This is a genomic window from Sphingomonas sp. PSPC2-2 (assembly GCF_049897725.1).
Taxonomy (GTDB): domain Bacteria; phylum Pseudomonadota; class Alphaproteobacteria; order Sphingomonadales; family Sphingomonadaceae; genus Sphingomonas.
Genome location: NZ_JAFCWU010000001.1, coordinates 670,487 through 696,841, shown reverse-complemented (window position 1 = coordinate 696,841; position 26,355 = coordinate 670,487). Strand labels below are relative to the sequence as shown.

Here is a 26,355-nt window from a genome sequence, read left to right as displayed (position 1 = left end):
CCGACACCAGCGCCAGCAACATCGTCACGGTGGATGTCGGGGACGGAGTCGATCCGAGCTATGGTGCGACCCCGATGGCGGAACGCGTCGCGACCTTGGGACTGTTGAACAAGCGTAACGGCGTGTCGCGCGATATCGTGCTGAAACCCGGAAAGGCGGCGCGGATCGGTGATGTCGTAGTGCGGTTGCGCGCGTGCGAGCAAACCGCGCCGTGGGAGCAGGAACATTATACCGGGGCATTCGTCCAGGTTGATGTCGCGGGCAGCGACAAGAACTGGCGACGCGTTTTTTCGGGGTGGCTGTTCAAGGAGCGACCCGCGCTCAACGTTGTGCAGCACCCGATTTATGATGTGTGGGTCAAGAGTTGCGCGATGACCTTCCCCGAAGGCGGACCGAACTCCGTGGCGGGAACCGGTTTGTCCAACACCGGCGAGGCCGCTCGATCCAGCGCGAAGAAGTCGCCCACCCCCGACGCCGAGGCCCCCGAGCCGACCGCTCCCGCGATCGCGGCCGACAACGCCACCAGATAGTCGCTACGGCTGATCTCGATCGCGCCAAGCGAGGCGAGGTGATCGGTCATGAACTGGCAATCCAGCAGCGTGAAGCCGCCAACGCGCAGCCGCGCCACCAGCCAGGCTATCGCCACTTTCGACGCATCGCGGGCGCGGCTGACCATGCTTTCGCCGAAAAAGGCGCGCCCCAGTGCCAATCCGTAAAGCCCGCCAACCAGCGTCGTTCCGTCCCAGACCTCGACCGAATGCGCAAAGCCCATCGCGTGAAGCTGGATAAACACGCGTTCGATCCCGGGGTTGATCCAGGTGTCTGGCCGGTTCGGGACCGATTCCGCACACAACCGCAGCGTTTGCGCAAAGGCGGTGTCCGCAGTGACGCGATAACGATCCGCGGCGAGGGTCTTGCGCAGCGAGTGCGAGAGATGAAAGCCATCGAGCGGCAGGATCGCGCGCGCTTGCGGTTCGACCCAGTAGACCTCTTCGGCGTCGCGACTGTCGGCCATCGGAAAGACGCCGACCGAATAGGCCCCCAGCACCAGTTGCGGGTCGAGCGTTTGGCGAGGGGAGGGCGAGTCGTCCGTGGCGCGGGTCACGCAGCCAAGCGGCGCTCGATCGCCTGCCACAAGTGCGCAAACGCCTGTGCTCCGGCTGATCGCGCGGCGAAGCTGCCGACGGGGGCCCGCCTGGCGGTGACTTGCTCGATGAGGCTGGCCATTGGCACGACGGGCCAATCGGGATGGCGGGCGAGTGCCTCGGCATGAAGTTTGCGGCGACGATCGACCATCGAATGGACCGGCATGATCTGCGCTTTGGTGCCAAGGTGCTTGATGACCTCGGCCAGCGCCCGTTCGGACAGTGGCGACGGGATGACCGGGACGACGATCAGATCGGCCGCGCGCATCACCTGGTCGCTGGTCTCGGTCAGGCCGGGCGGGCAGTCGAGCAGGATGCGATCATAATCCTTGCGCAACCCGACCAGCAGTTTTTGCAGGCGCTTTTTCTTGTCGAGTTCGTGGAACAGCAGATCGAGCCCGCGCAATGAGGCGTCCGCGCCGATCAGGTCGAGCCGGGGCGTCGCGGTCTTTTCGATCAGTTTGTCGGGTTCGACATCCTTGGCGAAAACCGATTGCGCCTGATCCTTGAGCTTGCCGTTGTCGGCGCGTTGCGACAGCAAAAAGGTGCTGGCGGCTTGCGGATCAAGATCCCACAACAGCGTCCGCCGCGAGGACAGCGTCGCCGATGCCCAGGAAAGATTGACGGCGAGCGTCGTTTTGCCGACGCCGCCTTTCAAACTGTAGATCGCAATCGTCGACACTGTTTTAGCCCCTCGCTCAGGAACGGCCTATCGTGGCGAATGCCGACGATGCGTGCAACCGGTGGCGAAGATCAGATGTCGCAAAGCTGCTTGGGCTTGCCCGGCTGAGTCAGCGTCACCGCCTTTTCGTTGCCGGTCATTTCATAGCCATCGGCCTTGAGCGGATCGCCTGCCTTTTCGGCGGTGAGCTTGACAGGCGTACCCTTCTCGGTCGCCTTGACCAGCGCCTGCTTGTCGCCCTGGAAGAAGGTGACGTAGACAAGGCTGTTGTCCTTGCAGCGGAAGGTGACTTCCTTCCGGATCGCGGGCGGCAATTCGACCGGGGCCTTGTTGGCCAGCACCGACGCCATCGGGTCGGGCGCGACCGTCGACACTTCGGTCGGCTTGTTTTCGCAAGCCGAGAGCATCAGGAAAAGGGCGGCGGTGGGGAGGATGCGCTTGGTCATGGCATTTTTCTTCGCGCACGCAGCACGGGGCGTCAAGAGTGGTGTTTCCCGTAAGGTGCGTCATTTTTTGCGCCGCAATAATTCCGTAACACAAGCTCCACATTTTCGCCGATTTTCCGCCGGGATTTTGCGCCGATTGGGGTAATGGGCGGCCCGTCCTGTCGCTTTAAGCGTTTGCGCTTGCACGAGCCCAAGCAACGCTCGCTTGCCCCGGTCGCCAACACGCGGCATTTCAGGATGTATGCACGTCACCCCAAACTCGCTCGCCCTTATTGGCAATACACCGCTCGTCCTGCTCAAGGGGCCAAGCGAGGCGGCCGGGGGTGAGATTTACGGCAAATGTGAATTTGCCAATCCCGGCGCTTCGGTAAAGGACCGCGCAGCGCTCGGCATCGTCGAGGATGCGGAGGCGCGGGGGCTGATCGAGCCCGGCGGGTGTTTTGTCGAGGGGACCGCCGGTAATACGGGGATCGGCCTGGCGCTGGTCGCCAATGCCAAAGGCTATCGCACGATCATCGTGATGCCCGAGACGCAAAGCCGCGAGAAAATGGACACGTTGCGCGCGCTCGGGGCCGAGCTCGTGCTGGTGCCGGCCGCGCCCTATTCGAACCCGGCACATTTCGTCCACACGTCGCGGCGGATCGCGGAGGAAACCGCGAACGCGGTTTGGGCCAACCAGTTCGACAACATCGCCAATCGCCGAGCGCATATCGTTGGCACCGCCGAGGAGATCTGGGCGCAGATGGACGGGCGAATCGATGGATTCACCTGCGCGGCTGGCACCGGCGGCACGATCGCGGGAGTCGGGATGGGGCTGAAGGCAAAGGACGAGGCTGTCTGTATCGCGCTCAGCGACCCGCACGGTGCTGCCCTCTATGAATATTATGCGCATGGCGAGTTGAAGGCCGAGGGCTCTTCGGTCGCCGAGGGAATCGGGCAAGGGCGAATCACCGCCAATCTGGAGGGCGCGCCGATCGATACGCAATTTCGCATTTCGGATGCGGAGGGAATGGAATGGGTGACGCGGCTGCTGGCGGAAGAAGGGCTGTGTCTCGGCCTGTCGTCGGGGATAAACGTGGCAGGGGCGGTACGACTGGCGCGCCAGCTTGGACCTGGCAGCCGCGTGGTGACGATCCTGTGCGACACCGGTTTTCGCTATCTCTCAACGCTCTATAATCGCGCCTGGCTGGAGGAGAAGGGCTTGGCGGTTCCGCCCTGGCTTAGGGGCTGAGAATCGTCGGCATCGACAAGCACGCGTTAACGCGTTACATTTATGCCACAGCCTATGAAAATTCTTGCTCAAGACCCAGCGCAGACGATGCAGCGTGCGAAAGTCGGGATGATCGGCCTCGCCGCGGTCCTGCTGCTCATCGGCCTCGCTGCCGCGATCTTCGCGACGGTCAGTCGCGATCGGCAAGTTGCCGCTATCGGTAGTGCGCGTCCCGATGTTGTCGCGACGATGGTTTCCGGAAATACCGCCGATTCGGCGAAGGAGCCGCTGGCCGAGCTCGGCGTCGCGCCCAGTGCCGTTACCCCCGCCAGCAATCAGAGCGATGCTGCTTCGTCAAAGGCTGCTGCTGCACCCGTTCGGTGACGCCCCCTTCACCGGGGATTTTCGGGGAAAACGCCCCGCCGGGACCGGTTTTGCCGGTTAATCCCCCGATTGTAACCCCTCGATCTGCGAACGCACCAAGAACAAGCTGATATGGCACGCCTAAAATCCCCGAAGAAACGCGACGATTGAGGCTCTCTCCCCTCAAATCCCCGTGTTTCCCCTTGTATCCCCGGCTCGCCCCGTGTTACTTCTGATCCATCAGGGGCAGACTCATCTCGCCTGCGCATCATGCGCTGACCATGCGGGCACCTAGCGTCGCGATCCCGCGATTCTGGGCACGGGAGGGGCTTGCCCGACGGGTGCGGGGTAAGCGTGGACGATCGGAGCGAATATCAGGGAGACGGCCTCGGTCTTGTCGATGACAAGGGCCGGGTCGCGATTCCTGCATCGCTGCGACAAGCGCTGGCGACCAACAGCCCGCGTGCCGACGGCAAGGATGGCGGCACCGTCATCGTCGGCGTCCATCCGCAACAGAAATGCCTGCGCGCCTATGACCCGGCCTATGTCAAAATCCTGAAGGCCGAGATCGAGGCGATCCAGGCGCGCCAGCTCAATGAACTGGGTGAGCCAAACTACAATTTGAAGCGCCGCGGCGCGAGCGGCGAGCCCGTGCCGTTCGACGGCTCGGGCCGCTTCATCATGCCGGGTTTCCCGCGCGATTACGCCAATATCGGTGAGAACGCCTTCTTCTGGGGCACGTTTGACTGGATCGAGATCTGGGATCCAAAGACGCTGGTCGATGCGGTCGATGTCGATCCGGCGATGCAGGCGGCGTGCCGCTATCACTGCAAGGTGAAGGGGATTGCGCTGTGAGCGACGCCCCGCACATTCCCGTGCTGCTGGAGGAAGTGGTCGACGCGCTCGCCATTGCGCCCGGCGAGGTCCATGTCGACGCGACCTTCGGCGCGGGCGGCTATACGCGGGCGATGCTGGCGCGTGGCGCACGCGTGTTCGCCTTTGATCGCGATCCGGATGCGATTGCGGCAGGCGAGGCGCTGGTGCGCGACGCCGATGGCGCGCTGACGCTCGTTCCTGCCACTTTTTCCGCGCTGGATGCCGAATTGACCGCGCGCGAGGTCGTGCCGGTGCAGGGTGTGACGATGGACATCGGCGTGTCGTCGATGCAACTCGACCAGGCCGAGCGCGGGTTCAGCTTCCAGTCGGACGGCCCACTCGACATGCGGATGAGCCAGGAGGGCGAAAGCGCCGCCGACTTCGTCAACGAAGCCGACGAAGGTCGGATTGCCGACGTGCTCAAGACCTATGGGGAGGAGCCGCGCGCGAAACGGGTCGCGCGCGCGATTGTCGCCGCGCGGCCGATCACGCGGACGAGCGAGCTGGCGCATGTCGTGCGCCGTGCGCTCGGCTACAAACCGCATGACAAGAAGGACCCGGCGACGCGGACCTTCCAGGCGATTCGTATTCACATCAATCGCGAGCTGGGCGAGCTGGCCGACGGGTTGGCGGCGGCCGAGCGTGTACTCGCTCCTGGCGGGCGCTTGGCGGTGGTGACCTTTCACAGCCTGGAAGATCGCATGGTCAAGCGTTTCCTGCGCGAGCGCTCGGGCGGGCTGCCATCGGGATCGCGGCACTTGCCGGAAGTGGCGGCGAAGCACGCTCCGAGCTTCGAACAGGTCGGGCGCGGGGTTCGCGCCAGTGACGATGAGATTGCGCGCAACCCGCGTGCGCGGTCGGCCACCTTGCGTACTGCACGGCGTACCGGTGCCGCGGCGTGGCCGGAAACACCTGGGACAGAGGGATTGTTATAATGCTGGGGCTGGCGTGGAAGAGTCTCGGATGGTTTCTGGCCGGCGTCGCGGTGGCGCTCGGCTTTCTGCTCGTGCCGTTGCAGGTTGCGGCGGAACGCAAGAAGCTTGACCGCACTGCGAGCGAGATCGAGCGTGCGCGGCGGGATATCCGCGCGCTGGAGACCGAATTCGACACCCGCGCCAACCTCGCGCAGCTCGACAAATGGAATGCCGAGACGCTCGGGCTGGTCGCACCGGCCGAGGGGCAGTTTGTGCAGGACGAAGCAGCGCTCGCTTCGATCGAACCGGGCAGCGCCCCTGCGCCCGGAACGCCCGCCGTGCAGATGGCCTCGTTCGTGCCCGCAGCGCCCGTTACCGCGATGACCAGCCAGCGGTCTCCCGCCCCGCAACCCGCCACAGCCGTGGCACCCGCATCGCGAGACGAGCGCGCGGTGATCCAGCGCGCCGTTCCCCCACCGCGCGCGGCGATGGCAGCCGCCGCGCCGCCCAGGCCGCGTGCTGCGGTCGCGATGCTCGACCGGGCTTTGCTCGACGATAGCATGATCGGGGATTTGCGCAGCGGCGCTCGAGCGGAAAGCCGGTCGGCGCGATGAGCACACTCGTCGCGCGCCCCCTTCCGGCCAGGCGATCGAGCGATCAGCGTCACGCGCTGGTCGCGGTTGCGCATGTGCGGCTGATGATGCTGATGCTGCTGATCGGCGCGGGTTTCCTGCTGGTGATAGTGCGGATCGCACTGCTGGGTCTGCTCGGTTCCCCAGCCGGTGCGGCGACGCTCACCGTCAATCCGGTGGTGCGCGCCGACATTCTGGATCGCAACGGCCAGCCACTGGCGCGCACCATCGAAGCCTGGACGATCGGCGTGCGTCCGGCGGAATTGCTGGGCGACCGCCAGAGCCTCGCCGACCGACTGGCGGCTGCGATGCCCGATCATGATTCGGCCTGGTATCTGCAGCGCCTGACGATGAAGGCCAAGTTCACCTATCTCGACAAGCACGCCTCCCCGGCGATGGTGAACGAGATCCACGCGCTCGGCGAGCCCGGCATCGTCTTCGCGCGCGAGCCCGAGCGGCTCTATCCGCAATCGACGATGGCGGCGCACGCGCTCGGCTATATCGGGCCGACCGCGACCGACCCCAACATCATGGGTCGCGCCGGGATCGAGCGCGCCTTCGATGCGCGGCTGACCGATCCGCGCCACCGCGGCGAACCGATTGCGCTGTCGATCGACGCGCGCGTGCAGACGGCGATGGAAAGCGAACTCGGCCGGGCGATGGTCACCTTCCAGGCCAAGGCGGCGACCGGACTGGTGCTGGACGTGCACACCGGGGAGGTGATCGCGATGGCCTCGCTGCCAGTCTACAATCCCAACAAGCTGACCGGCACGACCAGCGATGCGCTGCGCAACAACGTGACGCAATCGGTGTACGAACTGGGCTCGACCTTCAAGCCGATCACCATGGCGACCGCGATCCAGAGCGGCACGATCACCTCGATGGCGCGCCGCTTCGATGCCACCGCGCCGCTCAAGGTCGGTGGCTTCACGATTCACGACGAACGCGGCGACCCGAAGCGCTGGCTCAACATCCCAGAAACGCTGATCTATTCGTCCAATGTGGCGACCGCCCGCATTGCTGACGAGCTCGGCAAGGACAAGCTTTCGGCGATGTTCACGGGCATGGGCTTTGGCGAGCGCCCGTCGATCGAACTGCGCGAGCGCGCCGGGCCGATCTGGCCGCGCTATTGGGGCCGCACCACGGTGATGACGACGGCTTACGGCCACGGCATCGCAGTGACCCCGCTGCACTTGGCGAACGCTTATGCGACGATGGTCAATGGCGGGATCTGGCGGCCGACGACCTTGCTCAAGGTCGCGCCCGGCCAGGCCCCTGCGGGGCGGCGCGTACTGAGTGAGCAGACAAGTGCGCGGATGCGCCAGTTGCTCCGGCTCGTCTGCCTGTACGGCACCGGGCGCAAGGGCGATGCGCCCGGCTACCGCGTCGGCGGCAAGACCGGCACCGCCGAAGCGGCGTCGAACGGCGGCTATGACCATCACCGCAACGTCGCCACCTTCGTTGCCGCTTTCCCGATGGACGCGCCGCGCTATGTGGTGCTGGCCATGCTCGATTCGCCCGAAGGCACCAGGGAAACTGGTGGCTGGAAGACAGCGGCGTGGAACGCCGCGCCGGTGGTGGGGCGCGTGATCGCGCGGACCGGGTCGATCCTGGGCGTGATGCCCGACGCGAGGCGCGACGTTGATATTAGCGATCTCCGGCCGATGCTGACTCTCGTCGCCGGGGCAACGCCGCCGAGCGGCGCGGAGGAACAGTGAAGCTTTCAACGCTGGTCGGCGGTGCGCCGGATGCGATGGTCACGGGTTTTGCGATCGACCATCGCAAGGTCGCGCCGGGCGTCGTGTTCGGTGCCTTTCAGGGCGCGGTCGTCAATGGCGAGGACTATATCGCCGCCGCCGTCGCGGGAGGTGCGATTGCGGTGGTGGCACGCCCGGAGGCGCACGTCGTCGGCGCGCTGCACATTGCGGATGTCAACCCGCGCCGCCGCTTCGCCCAACTCGCCGCGCAGTTCTTCGCGCCCTTCCCGGAGGTTGCGGTCGCGGTCACCGGCACCAACGGCAAGACCTCGACGGTCGAGATGGTGCGACAAGTGTGGCGGATGGCTGGGTTCCACGCCGCCTCGATCGGCACGCTGGGCGTCACCACCGCCGATGACCGCGTCTCGACCGGGCTGACCACGCCCGACATCGTCACTTTCCTGTCCAACGTTGCCGGTTTGAAGCGCGAAGGCGTCAGCCATGTTGCGTTCGAGGCGTCGAGCCACGGCCTGTCGCAATATCGCACCGAGGGGCTGGCGGTGCAGGCTGCCGCTTTCACCAATCTCAGCCGCGATCATCTCGATTATCACGGTACGATGGCGGCGTATCTTGATGCCAAGCTGCGCCTGTTCAGCGAAGTGCTCGCCGATGATGGCACGGCGGTGGTGTGGGCGGACGATCCCGCCTCGGCCCGCGTCGCCGAGGCCGCGCGCGCGCGCGGCCTTCGCGTGCTCTCGGTCGGAACCACGGGCGAAACGCTCAAGCTTGTCGGGCGCGAGCCGACCTTGCTGGGGCAGGGGTTGGTGATCGAGGCGGAAGGCAAGAGCTATAAGGTTACGCTGCCACTGATCGGTGCCTATCAGGCCGCCAATGCGCTGACCTCGGCGGGCTTGGTAATTGCGTGCGGCGGCGATGTCGCCACGACGATCGCTGCGCTGGGCCGGTTGCAACCAGTGCGCGGGCGGCTGGAGCGTGCGGTGATCGCGGCCCACGGCGCGCCCGTTTATGTCGATTACGCGCATACCCCCGACGCGCTCGAAGCGGCGATTTCGGCGCTCAAGCCGCATGCGGCGGGGCGGCTGATCGTGGTGATCGGCGCGGGCGGCGATCGTGACCAGGGCAAGCGCATCGAAATGGGGCGCATCGCCGCGGCGATGGCCGACCATGTCATCGTCACCGACGACAATCCCCGCTCGGAAGACCCTGCCGCGATCCGCGCGATGGTGCTGGCAGGCGCGCCCGGTGCCACCGAAATCGGATCGCGCCGCGAGGCGATCGGCGCGGCGATCGCCATGGCCGGGCCACAGGACATCGTCCTGATCGCAGGCAAGGGGCATGAGCAGGGGCAGATCGTCGGCGATCTGGTGCTGCCGTTCGACGATGTCAGCGTCGCGCGGGAGATGGCGGCATGAGCGGGCATTTCTTATTCCCCTCCCGCTCGCGGGAGGGGTTAGGGGAGGGGACAGGCGCAAGCTGTCCCGCCCTTGCTTCCCTCCCCCAACCCCTCCCGCGAGCGGGAGGGGAGTTATGAGCCTGTGGACTTCCGCTGCGATCGCCGCTGCCACCGGCGGCACGGCATCGGGCGACTTCACCACCACCGGCGTGACGTTCGATTCGCGCGAAGTCGGCCCCGGCGACCTGTTCGTCGCGATGACCGGGGCTGCGACCGATGGGCATCGCTTCCTCGACCAGGCGTTTGCACGCGGCGCTGCGGGCGCGTTGGTATCGCAGCCGAGCGTCCACCCGCATGTCCTCGTCCCCGATACGATGGCCGCGCTGGAGAACCTTGCCCGCGCCGCCCGCGCGCGCACGGCGGCAAAGATCATCGGCGTCACCGGGTCGGTGGGCAAGACCGGCACCAAGGAGGCGCTGTACGCCGCGCTGGAGCGGAGTGCGCGGGCGCGGACGCACCGCTCGGTCAAGAGCTACAACAACCATACCGGCGTGCCGCTCAGTCTCGCCCGGATGCCCGCCGAAACGCGCTTCGGCGTGTTTGAAATGGGGATGAACCATGCGGGCGAACTGGCGCATTTGACGACGTTGGTGCGCCCGCACGTTGCGATCATCACCACCATCGCCCCGGCACATACCGAATTTTTCCGCGACGAGGCGGCGATTGCGGATGCGAAGGGCGAGATTTTTCAGGGCCTGGAGCCGGGCGGGGTCGCGATCGTCCCGTTCGACAGCCCGCATCGCGATCGCCTGGTCGCTGCGGCGACGCCGTATGCGGCACGGATCGTGACCTTCGGTCTTGACAAGGGGGCAGACGTCCGCGCCATCGAAACGATGCGCACCGAAAGCGGCGGCACCTTCGTCACCGCCGTGGTGGGCGCGCGCGAACTGAGCTTCACGATCAGCCAGCCGGGGCAGCATTGGGTATCCAACAGTCTGGCCGTGCTGGCGGCGGTGGATGCGGTTGGCGGAGATTTGGCGCTGGCGGGGCTCGCGCTGGCCGAACTGGGCGGTCTGGCCGGGCGCGGCGCGCGTTTTACCGTCGCGGTGGGCGACGGGCAGGCGCTGGTGATCGACGAAAGCTACAACGCCAACCCATCCTCGATGCGTGCGACGCTCGCGGTGCTTGCAGCGGAGCCTGCCGCACGCAAAATCGTCGTGCTGGGCGAAATGCGCGAGCTGGGTGCGGGCAGCGATGCTTATCATGCGGGCCTCGCCGAACCGGTGCTGGCCGCTGGCGTCGAAGCGGGCATTCTGGTCGGTGAACGGTCGCGCCCGCTGCTGAACGCGCTTGAGGGCAAGGGCGATTTCGTCCATGTCGCCGACGCCGCTGCGGCGCGCGCCAGCCTGTCCACGATGCTGGCACCGGGCGATGCGGTGCTCATCAAGGGATCGAACGGCGTGGGGCTGGCGGCGGTTGTCGCTGGCCTGCGGAGCGGGGAACACTAATGCTCTATTTCATCGCCGCCTATCTCGGCTTCCCGAGCGTGCTGAACCTGTTTCGCTATCTGTCGTTCCGCACCGGCGGCGCGGTCGCAACCTCTTTGTTCCTGGGTTTGCTGATCGGCCCGCGCTTCATTGGCTGGCTGCGCGTGCGGCAGGGCAAGGGGCAGCCGATCCGCACCGACGGCCCGCAAACGCACCTCGCCAAGCGTGGCACGCCGACCATGGGCGGGCTGATGATCCTGACCTCGATGGTGTTTTCGATCCTGTTGTGGATGGATTTGTCGAACCCGTTCGTCTGGGCCTGCACCTTCGTGACGCTGGGCTTCGCCGCGATCGGTTTCCTCGATGATTATGACAAGGTGCGCAAGGCGAGCACGGCGGGCGTTTCCGGACGGCTGCGGCTGGTCTGCGAATTTGCGATTGCGGGGATCGCCGCGACGATGATCGTGCATGAAAACGGCACGCATTTGTATTTGCCGTTTTACAGCGGGCCGGTGATCGAGCTTGGCTATTTCTACATCGTGTTCGCTGCCTTCACCATCGTGGCGTTCGGCAATGCCGTGAATTTGACCGATGGGCTTGACGGTCTGGCGACCATGCCGGTCATCATCGCCGCAGTCGCGTTCATGCTGATCGTGTATCTGGCGGGTAACGCCAAGTTCGCGGCCTATCTCGGTATTCCGCACGTGCCGCACGCGGGTGATCTGGCCATCTTTTGCGGCGCGATTGTCGGCGCGGGGCTGGCGTTCCTGTGGTTCAACGCGCCGCCGGCGGCGGTGTTCATGGGCGATACCGGCAGCCTAGCCCTTGGCGGCGCGCTTGGCGCGATCGCGGTGGTGGCGCATCATGAAATCGTGCTGGGCATCATCGGCGGGCTGTTCGTGATCGAAGCGATGAGCGTCATCATCCAGGTGTTCTTCTACAAGCGAACTGGCCGCCGCGTGTTCAAGATGGCACCGATCCACCATCATTTCGAGCAACTCGGCTGGAGCGAGCCAACCGTGGTGATCCGGTTTTGGATCATCGCGCTCGTGCTCGCGCTGGCAGGGCTGTCGACGTTGAAGCTCCGGTGATCGTATCGCCCCTCTGGCGCGGCAAGAGCTACGCTGTGCTGGGGCTTGCGCGCTCTGGTGCCGCGACCGTGCGCGCGCTGCTGGCGGGCGGCGCGGCGGTGAGGGCGTGGGATTCGGATGCGGCGCGGCGTGAAGCGCTTTCGTCTCCCTCTCCCCGCTTGCGGGGAGAGGGTCGGGGAGAGGGGGAGCCTGCAACAGGCGGCACGTTCGGCACTCCAGGACAGCCCCTCTCCCCGGCCCTCTCCCCTGATGGGGAGAGGGAGAGATTGACGTTCGCCGATCCCGAAACGATCGATCTTTCCGGTTTCGACGCGCTTGTCGTGTCGCCGGGCGTGCCGCTCAACCGCCATCCGGTCGCGGCCAAGGCGCGAGCGGCAGGGGTGCCGATCATCGGCGATATCGAGCTGTTCGCGCAGGCGCGGCCCGCTTTGCCGCCGCACAAGGTGGTGGGCGTCACCGGCACCAACGGTAAATCGACCACGGTCTCGTTGATCGATCACATCCTGCAAACGGCCGGCGCTCCGTCGCGCTTGGGCGGTAATATCGGTTTGCCGATCCTGGAGCAGGAGCCGTTGCCCGAAGGGGGCGTCTATGTGCTCGAGCTTTCCAGCTATCAGATCGACCTGACGCAGAGCCTCGACTGCGATATCGCGGTGCTGCTCAACATCACCCCCGACCATCTCGATCGCTATGACGGGTTCGATGCTTATGCCGCATCCAAGGCCCGCTTGTTCGCGATGCAGTCCCCAGCGCACGAAGCGATCATCGGCATTGGCGATACCCCCTCGGCGCTCATCGCGCGCAGCCTGTCGGCGCGGGCTGGGTATCTGACCAAGATCGCGCCTGGCGTGTGCATGGACCAATCGCGTTGGCCATCGTTGCAGGGGCCGCATAACGCCCAGAATGCGCTGGCTGCGATTGCGGTCGCGCAGGCGCTCGGCGTGCCCGAGGCCGCGATTGATGCCGGCCTGCAAAGTTTTGTGGGATTGGCGCACCGTATGGAGCGCGTCCGCGTCCTGCTCGGCGTGACCTATGTCAACGACAGCAAGGCGACCAACCCCGAATCGACCGCGCCCGCGCTCGCCGCCTTTGGGCGCATTCACTGGATTCTCGGCGGCAAGGCCAAGGCCGATGATCTCGACGCGTGCGCGCCGCACTTCGGGCATGTGGTGCGGGCTTACACCATTGGGCAGTCGGGCCCGCGCTTCGCCGAAATCCTGCAAGGCAGGGTGCCGGTCGAGCAAAGCGGCGATCTCGCCACCGCTGTTGCCGCCGCCGCGCGCAATGCACAGCCGGGTGACACCGTATTGCTGTCGCCCGCCTGCGCCTCCTTCGACCAGTTTCGCGATTTTGAGGATCGCGGGCAGCAGTTCCGCCGCCTGGTCGAGGCGCTGGCATGAGCGAGGCGCGCGGGCCGACCCCGAAATTGTGGCGGAGCATGAAGGGGCGCGGCGGACGTGGCGACCGCTCGGCGCTGGGCATGTGGTTCTGGGATATCGACCGGATGCTGCTGTTGCTGACGCTGCTGCTGATCGCGGTCGGGCTGGTCGCGGTTGGCGCGGCGTCGCCAGCGGCGGCGACGCGCTATTCGGACGACAAGCACCATGTCCCGCCGTTTTATTATCTGTGGTGGCAGCTGGCGTGGGTCGGCGTGTCGTTGCCGGTGTTGCTGGTCGTTTCGATGCTGCCGGTGGCGATTGCGCGGCGGATGGCGTTGATCGGGACGATCGCCTGTCTGGTGCTGCTGATGCTGGTGCCGGTGGTCGGGGTCGAGAAGAACGGCGCGACGCGCTGGCTGAATTTTGGCGTGTCGCTGCTCCAGCCATCCGAGTTTCTGAAGCCGTTCTTCATCGTGACGGTCGCGTGGATTCTGTCGATGCGCGCGCAGGATGAGGCGTTACCCGTCGTGTTCATCACCGGCGCGATGACCGCGTTGGTCGCGGTGCTGTTGATGCTGCAGCCCGATTTCGGGCAGACCGTGGTTTTCTGCGTGGTGTGGATGGCGCTGCTGATGATTTCGGGCACATCGCCCAAAGTGATCGTTGGATTGATCGCGGCGGTGCCCGCCGGTCTGGTCGCCGCCTATCTGTTCTATGGTACGGCGCGCGCGCGCATCAACGCCTTCCTGTTTCCGGGGACGGAAGGGGTGGGGGCCGCCGACCATTTCCAGACCAATGCGGCGCACGACACGATCACCGCAGGCGGCTGGCGTGGCACCGGGCCGGGCGGCGGATCGATGAAGTTCCGTCTGCCCGAGGGACATACCGATTACATCTTCTCGGTCATCGGCGAGGAGTTCGGGCTGCTCGCATGTATGGTGATCGCGTTGCTGTTTCTGGCGATCGTGGTGCGGGTGTTCGTGAAGCTGCTCGACGAGGAGGACGAATTTCGCCTGTTCGCGGCGGCAGGGCTTGCTACGCAATTTGGTGTGCAGTCGCTGATTTCGATGGCGGTCAATACCGGGCTTGCGCCATCCAAGGGCATGACCTTGCCCTTTATCAGTTATGGCGGATCCTCGCTGATCGCTTTGTCGATCGGGATGGGCTTGCTGCTGGCGTTCACCCGGCGCAATCCCTTCGTCACGCGATCAAAATACATCGCCCAGCGGGGCCGCGGGCATCGGAGCGGGGTATGAGCACGGCACGGCATTTCGTTTTGGCGGCGGGCGGCACCGGCGGGCACATGGTCCCGGCGGCAGCGCTGGCGGCGGAACTCATCAAGCGCGGGCATTATGTCGCGCTGATCAGCGATGAGCGCGGGGTGCGCTTTCCCGGCCTGTTCGAGGGCATCCAGACGCACATCCTGCCCGCCGGGCGGCTGAGCGGCGGCCCGATCGGCTATATCAAGGCGGCGTCGGCAATGCTCAAGGGCCGCGCGATGGCGATCGAGCTTTACAAGAGCTTCCGGCCGGATGCGGTGATCGGCTTCGGCGGCTACCCCGCGCTGCCCGCCCTTCTGGCGGCGTTCAATCAGGGCATCCCGACCGCAGTGCATGAGCAGAATGCCGTGCTCGGCCGGGTCAACCGGCTGGTCGCGAACAAAGTTGATGCGATCGCGACTTCTTATGAAGACGTGGCGCGGCTGGCCCCGAAGTTGCGCGTGAAGACGCATCTGGTCGGCAATCCGGTGCGCGATGCGGTGCTGGCGCTGCGCTCCAAACCCTATCCGCTGCTGGAAGAGGACAGCATCTTCCGCGTGCTGGTCACGGGTGGCAGCCAGGGCGCGAGCGTGCTGAGCCAGGTTGTGCCCGATGGGCTGTCGCTGCTGCCCGTCGCCTTCCGCCGTCGCCTGCAAGTGACGCATCAGGCGCGGATCGAGGATATCGATGCGTGTCGCGCGAAATATGCCGAACTGTCGATTGCGGCCGACCTCGCCACCTATCTGCCGGACCTGCCCGAACAACTCGCCTGGGCGCATGTGGTGATTGCGCGCGCGGGGGCCTCGACGCTGGCGGAACTGACCTGTGCGGGCCGCCCGGCGATCCTGGTGCCGCTGCCGACGGCCACCGACGATCACCAGACCGCCAATGCCCGCGAAATGACGCAGGCGGGCGGCGCGCGCACGATCGACCAGCGCAATTTTACGCCGGTTGAGTTGGCCAAGCAGATGCAGCGGCTCGGGCTCGACCCCGCAGCGTTGCAAAATGCGGCGGGGCGGGCGTGGTCGTGCGGGCGGCCGGATGCGGTGCGCGATCTCGCCGATCTGGTCGAAAGCCTGGGCGACACGCCGGGCGACATGCCAATCGGCGCGCCGCGCGCGGTAAAACTGGGGAAACGGGAGGCTTTTGCGTGAGGGGTGTCGCAACCGACATCGGGACGATCCACTTCGTTGGCATTGGCGGCATCGGCATGTCGGGCATTGCCGAGGTGATGAAGAATCTCGGTTATGCCGTGCAGGGTTCGGACGTGGCCGAGGGCTATGTCGTGGAGGGCTTGCGCGCCAAGGGCATTCCGGTCGCGATCGGCCACCGTGCGGAAAATCTGGGCGATGCGGCGGTGATCGTCACCTCGACCGCAATCAAGCGCGGCAACCCCGAAGTCGAAGCGGCGCTCGAACGGCGCATTCCGGTGGTGCGCCGCGCGGAAATGCTCGCCGAGCTGATGCGCCTGAAATCGACCGTCGCGGTCGCGGGCACGCATGGCAAGACCACGACGACCAGCATGGTCGCGGCGCTGCTCGACGCCGGGGGCGTGGATCCAACCGTCATCAACGGCGGCATCATCAACAGCTACGGCTCCAACGCGCGTTTGGGCGCGAGCGACTGGATGGTGGTCGAAGCCGATGAGAGCGACGGTAGCTTCCTCCGGCTCGACGGGACGATCGCGGTCGTCACCAATATCGATCCCGAACATCTCGACCATTATGGCTCGTTCGATGCGGTGAAGGATGCGTTCGTCGAGTTCGTCGAGAACGTGCCTTTTTATGGCGCGGCGTTGCTCTGTCTCGATCACCCCGAGGTGCAGAACATCATCCCGCGCGTGCGCGACCGGCGCGTGGTGACCTATGGTTTCTCGGCGCAGTCGGACGTGCGCGGCATCAACGTCACGCCCACGCCCGGCGGCAACCGCTTCGAGGTGATCATCCGCCACCGCGACGGCACGACGCGCTCGATCGAAGGCATCGATTTGCCGATGCCGGGGCGGCACAATGTCCAGAACGCGCTCGCCGCGATCGGCGTGGCGCTCGAACTCGGTATTGATGACGCGACGATCCAGCAGGGTTTCGCCAAGTTTGGCGGCGTGAAGCGGCGCTTCACCAAGGTGGGTGAGACCAATGGGGTCACGATCATCGACGATTACGGCCATCACCCGGTCGAGATCCGCGCCGTGTTGTCGGCGGCGCGCGAGGGCGTGCAGAACCGCGTGATCGCAGTGGTGCAGCCGCATCGCTATTCGCGCCTCGGCGATCTGATGGAGGAATTCCAGGGCGCGTTCAACGATGCCGACATGGTGTTCGTGGCGCCGGTTTATGCAGCCGGCGAGGCTCCGGTCGAGGGGGTCGATGCCGAGGCGCTGGTCGAGGGGCTAAAGCGGCGCGGGCATCGCTCGGCCGCGACGATTGGCGATGCGGGTGCGTTGGCGCAGGCGCTGGCGAAGGTGGTGCAGCCCGGCGACATGGTGGTGTGCCTGGGGGCGGGCGATATTACGAAGTGGGCGGCTGGCTTGGCGGCTGGCATCGAGGCGGCGCGATGAGCAGCCTTGCCCCTTCTTCCCCCCTCCCGCTTGCGGGAGGGGCTGGGGGAGGGCCTGTCGGAGGCGTTCCGCACGCGTCCAGGTCATTCCCTCCCCTAACCCCTCCCGCAAGCGGGAGGGGAATTGAAGGGCGCATCACCCCCGCCGCACCCCTCGCACCCCTAGTCTGGTTCAAGTCCGGCGGCGCTGCGCAGTGGCTGTTCGAACCGAAGGATGTCGCCGACCTCAGCGCCTTCCTCGCCGCGCTCGACCCGGCGACGCCGGTAATGGCGCTCGGCCTCGGCTCCAACATGATCGTGCGCGATGGCGGCGTTCCCGGCGTGGTCATCCGTCTCGGCAAACCCTTCGCCAAGGTCGAGCTGCTCGATGCCACCACGCTGCGCTGCGGCGGTGGGGCGAGCGGGATCCTCGTCTCCTCCACCGCGCGCGATGCTGGGATTGGCGGTGTGGAATTCCTGCGCGCGATCCCCGGCACTGTCGGCGGTTTTGTCCGCATGAATGGCGGGGCCTATGGCCGCGAGACCAAGGATATTCTGGTGGAGTGCGAGGTCGTGCTGCGCTCGGGCGCGCGGCAAGTGCTGGCGGTCGAGCAGCTGGGCTACACCTATCGTCATTCGACCTTGCCCGAAGGCTGTGTCGTGGTCAGCGCCACCTTCCACGGCCATGCCGAGGACCCCGCCGTCATCCAGGCCGAAATGGACCGCATTGCCGCCGCGCGCGAGGAATCGCAGCCGCTGCGCTCGAAGACGGGAGGATCGACCTTCAAGAACCCGCCCGGCCATAAAGCCTGGGCGTTGATCGATGCCGCCGGGTGCCGGGGCCTGCGCATCGGCGATGCGCAGGTCAGCGAGAAGCATTGCAATTTCCTGCTCAACCTCGGTTCGGCGACCAGCGCCGAGATCGAGGCGCTGGGCGAAGAGGTGCGCGCGCGGGTCAGGGCGCATTCGGGCGTGACCCTCGAGTGGGAAATTCAGCGGGTGGGGGTCGAAAAGTGAGTTTGCACGTCGCAGTCCTGATGGGCGGCTGGTCGGCCGAGCGCGACGTGTCGCTGATGACCGGCGCCGACGTCGTAAAGGCGCTGGAGTCGCTCGGCCACCGCGTCACCGCGATCGATATGGGGCGCGACGTCGCGATCAAGCTTGCCGAAGCCAAACCCGACATCGTGTTCAACGCGCTGCACGGAACGCCGGGCGAAGACGGTTCGGTGCAGGGCATGCTCGACCTGATGGGGTTGAAATACACCCATTCCGGCCTCGCCACCTCGGTCATCGCGATCGACAAGCAATTGACCAAGCTGCTGCTCGTTCCCGCCGGGATTCCGATGCCGGGCGGGCGCATCGTCAAGAGCGAGACCCTGTACGCTGGCGACCCGCTGCCGCGCCCATACGTGCTCAAGCCCGTCAACGAAGGCTCCTCGGTCGGGGTGGCGATCGTCACCAACGAAGGCAATTACGGCAGCCCGATCGCGCGCAGCACGCCGGGGCCGTGGTTGGAATTCGAGGAGCTGCTCGCCGAACCTTATATTCGCGGGCGCGAGCTGACCACGGCGGTGCTGGGCAGCGAAGCGCTCGGCGTCACCGAGCTCAAGCCCAAGAATGGCTGGTACGATTATGACGCCAAATATACCGACGGGCTGACCGAACACGTCTTCCCGGCGGATGTGCCCGACGAGATTGCGGCGGCCTGCAAGCGCATCGCGCTCGACGCGCACCGGCTGCTTGGGTGCAAAGGCGCGTCGCGGTCGGATTTCCGCTGGGATGACGAACAGGGTGTCGACGGGCTGTTCCTGCTCGAGGTCAACACCCAGCCGGGCATGACGCCGCTCAGCCTGCTGCCCGAACAGGCGCGGCATTGCGGCATTTCCTATCCGGCGCTCGTGCAGACGCTGCTCGACGAGGCGCTGAAGGGGGTGGCGGAATGAGCGCCACGATCAAGCGCGGCACCGTGCGCCGACCGGTGCAGCCCAAGCGGCGTCCCCCGCCCAAGGTCTCGACGATCGACCGGGTGATCGCGATGCTGCCGGTCAGCGAAGCGACGCTGCGCCGCATCGCAACGTGGACGATCATGGGCGTGGTCGGTGCGGTCGGGCTGGCGACGGCCTCCTATTTCGGGGTGCCGGGCGCGGTCGGCTCGGCGCTGGGCGAAGCGATCGGTGAAGCGGGTTTCCGCGTCACCAATATCCAGATCACCGGGCTCAACCGGATGGACCATAATGTCATCTACAAGATCGCGGCCAACCAGCCGTCAATGGCGATGCCGCTGGTGAGCCTCGAAAAGATCCGGCAGGATCTGGTCGCGCATAGCGGCTGGATCGAGGATGCGCATGTCTCGCGGCGCTTGCCCGACACGCTGATCGTGCATGTCGTCGAGCGTGAACCGAGCGCGATCTGGCAGAAGGACGGACAACTCGCGCTGATCGCGGCCAACGGGACGTGGCTGGAGCCGGTCGATCCGCAGGCGATGCCCGATTTGCCGCTCGTCATCGGCGCGCACGCCAATGAACAGGAGCCGGCCTATCGCCAATTGCTCGACGTGGCACCGGCGCTGCGCGGGCAAGTGAAGGCGGCGACCTGGGTCGGAAATCGTCGCTGGACGCTGACCTTTGAGACCGGCGAGACGTTGGCACTGCCCGAGGGTGCGGACGCAGCGGGCAAGGCTTTGGTGAAGTTTGCCGAGCTCGACGGCGTCAAGCCATTGCTCGGCAAGGGGTGGCTTGGCTTCGATATGCGCGATCCGACGCGGTTGGTCGCGCGCAAGCCGGGCACGGTTTCGAACCGGGCGATCACCGATCCGGCGGCTCCCGTGGCGGGGGCAACCGGGGCGGCCGCGCAGCCAGTGCGAATCGAAGCGAAACAATCGGGGCCAGCCGGTGAGGGATAGGGTATCGAAGCCGGACAACAGGGGTATGGCGTAATGGCGAAGGCAGCACCGGAAGGTTTGATCACCGCACTCGACATCGGCTCCTCCAAGGTGTCGGCGATGATCGCGCAGAAGGGCGATGGCGGCGAGCTGATCGTGCTCGGCACCGGCCAGCGCGAGAGCAAGGGCGTCAAACGCGGCTATATCGCCGATGCCGCCGCGACCGAAGTTGCGGTGCGCGAAGCGGTCGAACAGGCCGAACGCATCGCCGGCACCAATATCGAGAATGTCTGGGTCAGCTTTTCGGCGGGCGGGCTGGTGTCCGATGTCGCCTCGATCGAGTTTGAGCTGGGCGGCCACCGCGTCGAGCAATCCGATATCGATGCGCTGTTGCAGGCGGGGCGCGATTCGATCGATCCGGCGGGCCGCATGGTGCTGCATGCGCAGCCAGCGCTCTATACGCTCGACGGGCTGACGGGCGTGAAGCGACCGCTCGGGCTCCACGCCGACCGGCTGGGCGTCCATATCCATGTCGTCGCCGCCGATGGGTCGCCGGTGCGCAATCTCGGTTTGTGCGTCGCGAACGCGCATCTCGAAGTGAAGTCGATCATCGCCTCGCCAGTGGCGACGGGCATGGCGTGCCTGAGCGACGAAGAGCGTGAGCTTGGCGTCGCCCTGGTCGAACTGGGGGCGGGGATCACCAACGTTTCGCTGTTCGCGGGTGGAATGCTGGTCGGGCTGATGTCGATCCCGATCGGCGCGCAGGACATTACCGACGACATCGCGTCTGCTTTCGGCACGCGCCGCGCGCAGGCCGAGCGGATGAAGTGCGTTCACGGCTCCGCCAATGCAAGCCCACGCGACAATCACGAGATGATCGACGTCGCGCCGATATCGGCGGAGGAAGATGCCAGCGACGGCACGCGCATCACCAAGGCGCAATTGATCGCCGTCATCCGCCAGCGGCTCGACCATTTGATCGGCGAAGTCGGCAAGGCGCTGGCCGAATTGAAGTTTGAAGGGCCAGTCGGACGTCAAGTCGTGCTCACCGGTGGTGGTGCCGAACTGAAGGGCATCGCCGATTACGCACAGCAGGCGCTGGGCCGCTCGGTCAGGATTGGGCGGCCGCGCGGCCTCACCGGCCTGCCGGAAGCGCATGCGACGCCGGCGTTTACCACGCTTGCGGGGCTGGCTTTTTATGCGGCGGCGGACCCGGTCGACCTGCGGGCCTTGTCGAGCAAGCAGCAGTTGGTGCATCGCCCGAAGGGATTTGCGCTGTTCCGCCGTTTGCTGGCGGCGGCGCGGGCGAATTATTAAAGAATTACGACAGGATTTAGCTGTTCGCGCTGGAACGACCGCAAGCGATGGTGCAGAACAGGTTCAAGCAGATTTTTCGCGCCGGGGTGTGGGCGCACGGTGGAGACGAACTATGAGCATCGAATTTTTGCCACCCGAAGTTGACGAACTCAGCCCGCGCATCGCCGTGATCGGCGTCGGTGGTGCCGGCGGCAACGCCATCGCCAACATGATGCGCGCCGATGTGCAGGGCGTCGACTTCCTTGTCGCCAACACGGACTCGCAGGCGCTGAAGCAATCGACCGCCAGCCATAAGATCCAGCTCGGCGCGAAGATCACGCAAGGGCTCGGCGCAGGCAGTCGTCCCGAAATCGGCCGCGCGGCGGCAGAGGAAACGATCGAGCAAGTCACCAAGATGCTCGAAGGCGCACACATGTGCTTCATCGCGGCTGGCATGGGCGGCGGCACCGGCACCGGTGCGGCACCGGTCATCGCCAAGGCGGCGCGCGACATGGGCATCCTGACGGTCGGCGTGGTGACCAAGCCGTTCGCTTTTGAAGGCACGCGTCGCGCGAAGAGCGCCGAAGCGGGCATCGAGGAGCTGCAGAAGTACGTCGATACGCTGATCGTCATCCCCAACCAGAACCTGTTCCTGGTGGCGAATGCGAACACGACCTTCAAGGAAGCGTTCCAGATGGCGGACGAAGTCCTCCAGCAGGGCGTTCGCGGCATCACCGATCTGATGGTCATGCCCGGCCTCATCAACCTCGATTTCGCCGACGTGCGTTCGGTGATGCAGGAAATGGGCAAGGCGATGATGGGCACGGGCGAAGCCTCGGGCGACAATCGCGCGATCGAGGCGGCGTCGAAGGCGATCGCCAACCCGCTGCTCGACGGCGTGTCGATGAAGGGGGCCAAGGGCGTCATCGTTTCGATCACCGGTGGCGACGATATGCGCCTGCTCGAAGTCGATGAAGCCGCGAACCACATTCGCGAACTGGTCGATGAAGACGCGAACATCATCTGGGGTTCGGCGTTCAACCCCGAACTCGAGGGCAAGATCCGCGTCTCGGTCGTCGCGACCGGGATCGAGGCCGAGGCGCGCCCGGCGGTTGCTCCGGCCCCAACGTCGCGCGCGTTCAGCTTCACGGCTGCGAAAAAGACGGAGGAACCGGCGCCCTTGGCGGCTCCCGAGGCCGACATCGCCCCGGCGGCACCTACGGTCTCGGCACCCGAGCCTGCTGCGACGCACGATGATGAACTGGTGCTCGGCAGCGAAGCTGCCGTCGCGCCGGAGCCGGTGGCGGCACCGGTCCGGACCTTCGGGGAAGACTTTGATGTCCCCGCAGCGGCGGCGGACGATACGCCGACCGAAGCTCCGACGCGTCGCCGTTGGCTGTCGCCGGGTGCCGCCGCGGTGGAGGACGCTCCCGCCCTCCCGCCCGAGCCAGTCGTGCCAGCCCCGCGCGTGAAATTGGGGGGCACGTTGTTCGAGCGGATGTCGAGCGTATCGCGCGGGGTCGCGCGCGACGACGAGCCTACCCCGGACAAGGATGCGCTGGACATTCCACGGTTCCTGCATCGCCAGAACAACCAGTAACCGATGCCCGCGCGGTGCCCGCCATGGCGGGCACCGCTTGCCGACGATGCGGGTCGGCCCGTCGCAGCCGATGGCTTGCCACATTGCCGGTTGCATCCCGAGCGGGTCTAGAGCGCAGCATGTTCGGGTTGATTCTTCCGGCGCGGGCAAGTCGGCGTCCGCAGGACATTTTGCGGCGCTCTTGTGGGTTCCTTCGTTTCACTCGAAAAGAACGGGTGGCGGTAGAGCCATCGTGATCTAGGAAACGGGATGCGCATTCGTCTTGCCAGTTCGATCATCGCACTGGCCACTTGCGGAACGGCTGCGCAGGCACAGACCGGGATCGCATCGCCTTATCCACCCGCGCCCTATCCCTCGACCGTTCAGCCGTTGTCAGATGCCGATTTGCTTGCGAGCGAAATTCGCGCATTGGCGGTCGACCCCAACAATCTGTCGGCATTGGTCCGCGCGGGAGAATTGGCGCTAAAGCTGGATGACGATACCGCCGCCGCCGCTTTTTTTGCGCGCGCCGAGCGGATCGACCCCCGCAACGCGCGAGTCAAAGCCGGAGAGGGGGCGTTGCTGGTCGCGGCCGAGCGTCCTGGCGATGCGCTGCGGCATTTTGCCGAGGCGGAGACGCTCGGCGGTGATCCGCGGACCTTCGCGGCCGATCGCGGGCTGGCCTATGATCTCGTCGGCGAACAGGAACGCGCGCAACGGGAATATCGACTGGCGCTGAGGGCCGGGGCCAATGACGAAACCCAGCGACGCTACGCTTTGTCGCTTGGTATTTCCGGCAAGCGCGAGTTGGCGCTGGCCCAAATCGAACCGCTGTTGCGCAAAAGTGATCGTGGCGCGTGGCGTGCGCGGGCCTTCATCCTTGCGATGGCGGGCGACAAGGCGGGTGCGGAGAAGATCGCAACGAGCATGATGCCCGCCGGCATGGCGCAGGGCCTGCAGCCGTTCTTCGAAATTCTACCGGCGCTGCGCGCGCCGGATCGCGCTTTTGCGGTGCATTTTGGCGAAGTCCGCCCCAGCCCGGAACGGTTGGCGGACGCGCGGATGGTGCCCCCGCTGGCTGCGCTCGGCCCCGACCCGACCGCGCCGGTCGCGGTCGCGGCGGTGGCGAAGCCAACCGTCGCCGTTGACGCCCGCGAAGAGCGCCGCAAGGCGCGCAAGACCCGGAAAGATCAGGAGCATGGCCAGGCGACAGCAGTGGCGGCGGTGGCAGCGCCGACGCCACAGCCGCAACTGGTTCCTCCGACCTATGCCGCCCCGCCCGCGTCTTCTGCCGTGGTTCTGGCGTCAAACTCGGTGCGCGTGCCCGTAACGCCGCCCGCGACCCCGCTTCCGCACGCAACGTTCAACGCTCCCGCCACAGTTGTCCCGCAAACCGGTGTGCCGGTCCGAACCGTCCCGCTGCAGCCGCAATCGCCGATGTCGAAAAAGGGGGCATCGCCGGCCGTGTCGGCCAATCCGGTCGCCCCGGGCAATACACCCCCCATGCCGACCGCGTCGCCGGCGGGTGGGACGCGCTTCAGCGCGCCTCCAGCCGCGGTGCCGCAACGATCATCGCCTGCGGTGGTCGCGCCGGTCGTCGTACAGGCCCCGACGCAGACGATTACGCCAGCACCGGCCCGTCCGGCACCGACCCCGGTGCGCAGCGAGGAATCGATCCTTGCGGCGATCATTTCGGACATCAAGGTGCCCGGAGCGGAGACTCAGAGCGAGGCACCTGCACCGGCCGCCCAGCCAGTGGCTGTTCGTCAAGCGCCGGTTTCGCAACCCGTGGTCGAGGCGCAGCCCGCAGCCGACCGCGAACGGGAAATTGCCGCCGACAAACAGGCCGCCGACCGGCGGGCCGCCGATAAGAAAGCGGCCGCGGAGAGGAAGGCGCTTGCCGACAAGAAAGCCGCTGCGGACAAGAAAATCGCCGACGCAAAGAAGGCTGCCGCTGACAAAAAGGCGGCGGAAGAGAAGAAGAAAAAGGACCCCAAATTCCTGGAGCCGTCACGCGTCTGGGTGCAGGTGGCAGGGGGTGCGAATGTTGGGGATTTGCCCAAGCAATGGACCAAGATCCGGGCCAAGGCGACCAAGGCGTTTGGCGGCAAAAGTGCCTGGACCACGCCACTCCGCGCGACCAACCGGTTGTTGACCGGGCCCTTCAAATCGGAGGACGAGGCGCAGCGCTTCGTCAACGATCTTGCCAAGGACGATATTTCGGGCTTCGTCTTTGTGAGCGAAGCGGGCCAGAAGATCTCCAAACTTCCCGCGAAATGAGAAGGTGTTGGGTAGCATGACGATGCTTGCGCCATGGGCCTCGCACCCGGAGCGCAGTCGCGGTCGGCTCCACCCCGAGCCGAGCGGCGAGGGGCGGAGCGCGCGCGGCCCGCGCGACGCGTTCCAGCGCGATCGCGACCGGATCATCCATTCGATCAGCTTTCGGCGCTTGCGGCACAAGACGCAGGTGTTCCTGGCCCCCGATGGCGACCATTTCCGAGTCCGTCTGACCCATAGCCTGGAGGTCGCGCAGATAGCCCGCACGATTGCGCGCGCACTTGGGCTGAACGAAGACCTCACCGAAGCGCTCGCGCTGGCGCATGATATCGGCCACCCGCCGTTCGGCCATGCCGGGGAGGATGCGCTGCAAGCCGCGCTGGCAGGGCAGGGCGGGTTTGACCATAATGGCAACACGTTGCGCGCATTGATGATGATCGACAGCCCCTATCCGTGCTGGAACGGGCTCAATCTGACCTGGGAGACGCTTGAGGGGTTGGCCAAACACAATGGACCGATCGCCAGTCCTGGCTGGGCGCTGGCCGAGTGCGATGCCGCCTTTCCGCTGGAGCTGACGCGCTGGCCGAGCCTGGAGGCGCAGGTCGCCGCGATCGCCGATGATATCGCATACGACAATCACGATATCGATGACGGGTTGCGTGCCGGTCTGCTGACGCTTGAGCAATTGCTGGAGGTGCCGGTGGTGGCGCGCGGCTGGGCCGATGTCTGCGCCCGCTTTCCCGGCATTGCTCCGGCGCGGCTGGTGGGGGAATTGATCCGCTCGCAGATCGGCGCGATGGTCAACGATCTGATCGCGGAAACCCGATCGCGATTGACCGGGATTGGCGACCTTGCCGATGTGCGCGCGGCGGGGCGGTGTCTGGTCGGCTTCTCAGCCGAAATGCGCGAAGATGAGCGCGCGCTAAAGCGCTTCATGTACGCCAATCTCTACCACCATCCGCGCCAATTGGAGGCGGCGCGGGCGGCGGAGGGGATCGTGACGGGGCTGTTCGCCGCCTATCGCCTGGACCCGACGCAGATGCCGGGCGATTGGAGTGCGCGGATGCCGCAGGACGAACCGGGGCGCAGTCGGCATATCGCCGATTTCATCGCAGGCATGACCGACCGCTACGCGGTTGCCCGCTATCGTGCGGCAGTGGGGCCGATCGACTTGCCGGAGGTCTTTTAGCGCCCG

23 protein-coding genes and 1 pseudogene are annotated in these 26,355 nt (G+C 66.0%); 21 read left to right on the top strand and 3 right to left on the bottom strand.

Annotation, left to right across the window (positions count from 1 at the left end; translation table 11 throughout):
- Positions 1-74: 74 nt before the first annotated feature.
- Positions 75-308 (top strand): annotated as a pseudogene (locus ACP7BY_RS03435) (DUF2155 domain-containing protein); the annotation flags it as partial.
- Positions 309-343: 35 nt separating this feature from the next.
- On the opposite strand, the gene aat reads toward ACP7BY_RS03435, so the two are convergent.
- From aat to ACP7BY_RS03420, 3 genes are all read right to left on the bottom strand, one after another.
- The gene (aat, locus tag ACP7BY_RS03430) at positions 344-1,105 is read right to left on the bottom strand and encodes a leucyl/phenylalanyl-tRNA--protein transferase (protein ID WP_137902777.1); all 762 of its coding nucleotides are present in this window, start codon (positions 1,103-1,105) and stop codon (positions 344-346) included.
- Positions 1,102-1,827 (bottom strand): ParA family protein, encoded by a 726-nt coding sequence (locus ACP7BY_RS03425; RefSeq protein ID WP_033964886.1) that lies wholly within the window; start codon positions 1,825-1,827, stop codon positions 1,102-1,104. Before ACP7BY_RS03425 ends, aat begins: the two co-directional genes overlap by 4 nt.
- 71 nt (positions 1,828-1,898) lie before the next feature.
- Positions 1,899-2,273 (bottom strand): hypothetical protein, encoded by a 375-nt coding sequence (locus ACP7BY_RS03420; RefSeq protein ID WP_137902776.1) that lies wholly within the window; start codon positions 2,271-2,273, stop codon positions 1,899-1,901.
- A gap of 241 nt (positions 2,274-2,514) precedes the next feature.
- Between ACP7BY_RS03420 and ACP7BY_RS03415 the strand changes: the two genes are divergently transcribed.
- The 20 genes from ACP7BY_RS03415 to ACP7BY_RS03320 all read left to right on the top strand — a co-directional run bounded on the left by ACP7BY_RS03415 (position 2,515) and on the right by ACP7BY_RS03320 (position 26,349).
- Entirely contained in the window at positions 2,515-3,504 is a 990-nt protein-coding gene (locus ACP7BY_RS03415) for a cysteine synthase A (protein WP_033964888.1), read from the top strand.
- A gap of 54 nt (positions 3,505-3,558) precedes the next feature.
- Positions 3,559-3,867, top strand: coding sequence for a hypothetical protein (locus ACP7BY_RS03410; RefSeq protein ID WP_310065588.1), 309 nt, complete (start codon positions 3,559-3,561; stop codon positions 3,865-3,867).
- A gap of 333 nt (positions 3,868-4,200) precedes the next feature.
- Positions 4,201-4,701 (top strand): division/cell wall cluster transcriptional repressor MraZ, encoded by a 501-nt coding sequence (locus ACP7BY_RS03405; protein ID WP_033964889.1) that lies wholly within the window; start codon positions 4,201-4,203, stop codon positions 4,699-4,701.
- Positions 4,698-5,657 carry a 16S rRNA (cytosine(1402)-N(4))-methyltransferase RsmH gene (rsmH, locus tag ACP7BY_RS03400; RefSeq protein WP_137902775.1) on the top strand — a complete coding sequence of 320 codons (960 nt, stop codon included), beginning with the start codon at positions 4,698-4,700 and terminating at the stop codon, positions 5,655-5,657. The genes ACP7BY_RS03405 and rsmH overlap by 4 nt, the downstream gene beginning before the upstream one ends.
- Entirely contained in the window at positions 5,657-6,250 is a 594-nt protein-coding gene (locus tag ACP7BY_RS03395; protein ID WP_137902774.1) for a hypothetical protein, read from the top strand. The genes rsmH and ACP7BY_RS03395 overlap by 1 nt, the downstream gene beginning before the upstream one ends.
- Positions 6,247-7,986 carry a peptidoglycan D,D-transpeptidase FtsI family protein gene (locus ACP7BY_RS03390; protein ID WP_033967286.1) on the top strand — a complete coding sequence of 580 codons (1,740 nt, stop codon included), beginning with the start codon at positions 6,247-6,249 and terminating at the stop codon, positions 7,984-7,986. The genes ACP7BY_RS03395 and ACP7BY_RS03390 overlap by 4 nt, the downstream gene beginning before the upstream one ends.
- Positions 7,983-9,398 (top strand): UDP-N-acetylmuramoyl-L-alanyl-D-glutamate--2,6-diaminopimelate ligase, encoded by a 1,416-nt coding sequence (locus ACP7BY_RS03385; protein WP_137902773.1) that lies wholly within the window; start codon positions 7,983-7,985, stop codon positions 9,396-9,398. The genes ACP7BY_RS03390 and ACP7BY_RS03385 overlap by 4 nt, the downstream gene beginning before the upstream one ends.
- 115 nt (positions 9,399-9,513) lie before the next feature.
- Positions 9,514-10,887, top strand: a complete 1,374-nt coding sequence (locus ACP7BY_RS03380) for a UDP-N-acetylmuramoyl-tripeptide--D-alanyl-D-alanine ligase (RefSeq protein ID WP_033967284.1) — start codon at positions 9,514-9,516, stop codon at positions 10,885-10,887.
- Entirely contained in the window at positions 10,887-11,957 is a 1,071-nt protein-coding gene (gene mraY / locus ACP7BY_RS03375) for a phospho-N-acetylmuramoyl-pentapeptide-transferase (RefSeq protein ID WP_033967285.1), read from the top strand. The genes ACP7BY_RS03380 and mraY overlap by 1 nt, the downstream gene beginning before the upstream one ends.
- Positions 11,954-13,357, top strand: coding sequence for a UDP-N-acetylmuramoyl-L-alanine--D-glutamate ligase (gene murD / locus ACP7BY_RS03370; RefSeq protein ID WP_249340844.1), 1,404 nt, complete (start codon positions 11,954-11,956; stop codon positions 13,355-13,357). Before mraY ends, murD begins: the two co-directional genes overlap by 4 nt.
- Complete coding sequence (locus ACP7BY_RS03365) at positions 13,354-14,592, top strand: FtsW/RodA/SpoVE family cell cycle protein (RefSeq protein WP_033966937.1); 1,239 nt, start codon at positions 13,354-13,356, stop codon at positions 14,590-14,592. Before murD ends, ACP7BY_RS03365 begins: the two co-directional genes overlap by 4 nt.
- Positions 14,589-15,749, top strand: coding sequence for an undecaprenyldiphospho-muramoylpentapeptide beta-N-acetylglucosaminyltransferase (gene murG, locus ACP7BY_RS03360; RefSeq protein WP_033966939.1), 1,161 nt, complete (start codon positions 14,589-14,591; stop codon positions 15,747-15,749). Before ACP7BY_RS03365 ends, murG begins: the two co-directional genes overlap by 4 nt.
- Entirely contained in the window at positions 15,746-17,149 is a 1,404-nt protein-coding gene (gene murC / locus ACP7BY_RS03355; RefSeq protein ID WP_137902772.1) for a UDP-N-acetylmuramate--L-alanine ligase, read from the top strand. Before murG ends, murC begins: the two co-directional genes overlap by 4 nt.
- 122 nt (positions 17,150-17,271) lie before the next feature.
- Positions 17,272-18,144, top strand: a complete 873-nt coding sequence (murB, locus tag ACP7BY_RS03350) for a UDP-N-acetylmuramate dehydrogenase (RefSeq protein ID WP_081988789.1) — start codon at positions 17,272-17,274, stop codon at positions 18,142-18,144.
- Complete coding sequence (locus tag ACP7BY_RS03345) at positions 18,141-19,070, top strand: D-alanine--D-alanine ligase (protein WP_171010514.1); 930 nt, start codon at positions 18,141-18,143, stop codon at positions 19,068-19,070. The genes murB and ACP7BY_RS03345 overlap by 4 nt, the downstream gene beginning before the upstream one ends.
- Positions 19,067-20,029 (top strand): cell division protein FtsQ/DivIB, encoded by a 963-nt coding sequence (locus tag ACP7BY_RS03340; protein WP_033966107.1) that lies wholly within the window; start codon positions 19,067-19,069, stop codon positions 20,027-20,029. The genes ACP7BY_RS03345 and ACP7BY_RS03340 overlap by 4 nt, the downstream gene beginning before the upstream one ends.
- Positions 20,030-20,062: 33 nt before the next feature.
- A complete protein-coding gene (gene ftsA / locus ACP7BY_RS03335) occupies positions 20,063-21,325 on the top strand; it encodes a cell division protein FtsA (protein WP_033966106.1) in 1,263 nt (420 codons plus the stop codon).
- 112 nt (positions 21,326-21,437) lie between these two features.
- The gene (gene ftsZ / locus ACP7BY_RS03330; protein ID WP_033966105.1) at positions 21,438-22,904 is read left to right on the top strand and encodes a cell division protein FtsZ; all 1,467 of its coding nucleotides are present in this window, start codon (positions 21,438-21,440) and stop codon (positions 22,902-22,904) included.
- Between the two features lie 249 nt (positions 22,905-23,153).
- Positions 23,154-25,163 carry an SPOR domain-containing protein gene (locus ACP7BY_RS03325; protein WP_137903095.1) on the top strand — a complete coding sequence of 670 codons (2,010 nt, stop codon included), beginning with the start codon at positions 23,154-23,156 and terminating at the stop codon, positions 25,161-25,163.
- 16 nt (positions 25,164-25,179) lie between these two features.
- Positions 25,180-26,349 (top strand): deoxyguanosinetriphosphate triphosphohydrolase, encoded by a 1,170-nt coding sequence (locus ACP7BY_RS03320; RefSeq protein WP_033967044.1) that lies wholly within the window; start codon positions 25,180-25,182, stop codon positions 26,347-26,349.
- Positions 26,350-26,355 lie beyond the last annotated feature (6 nt).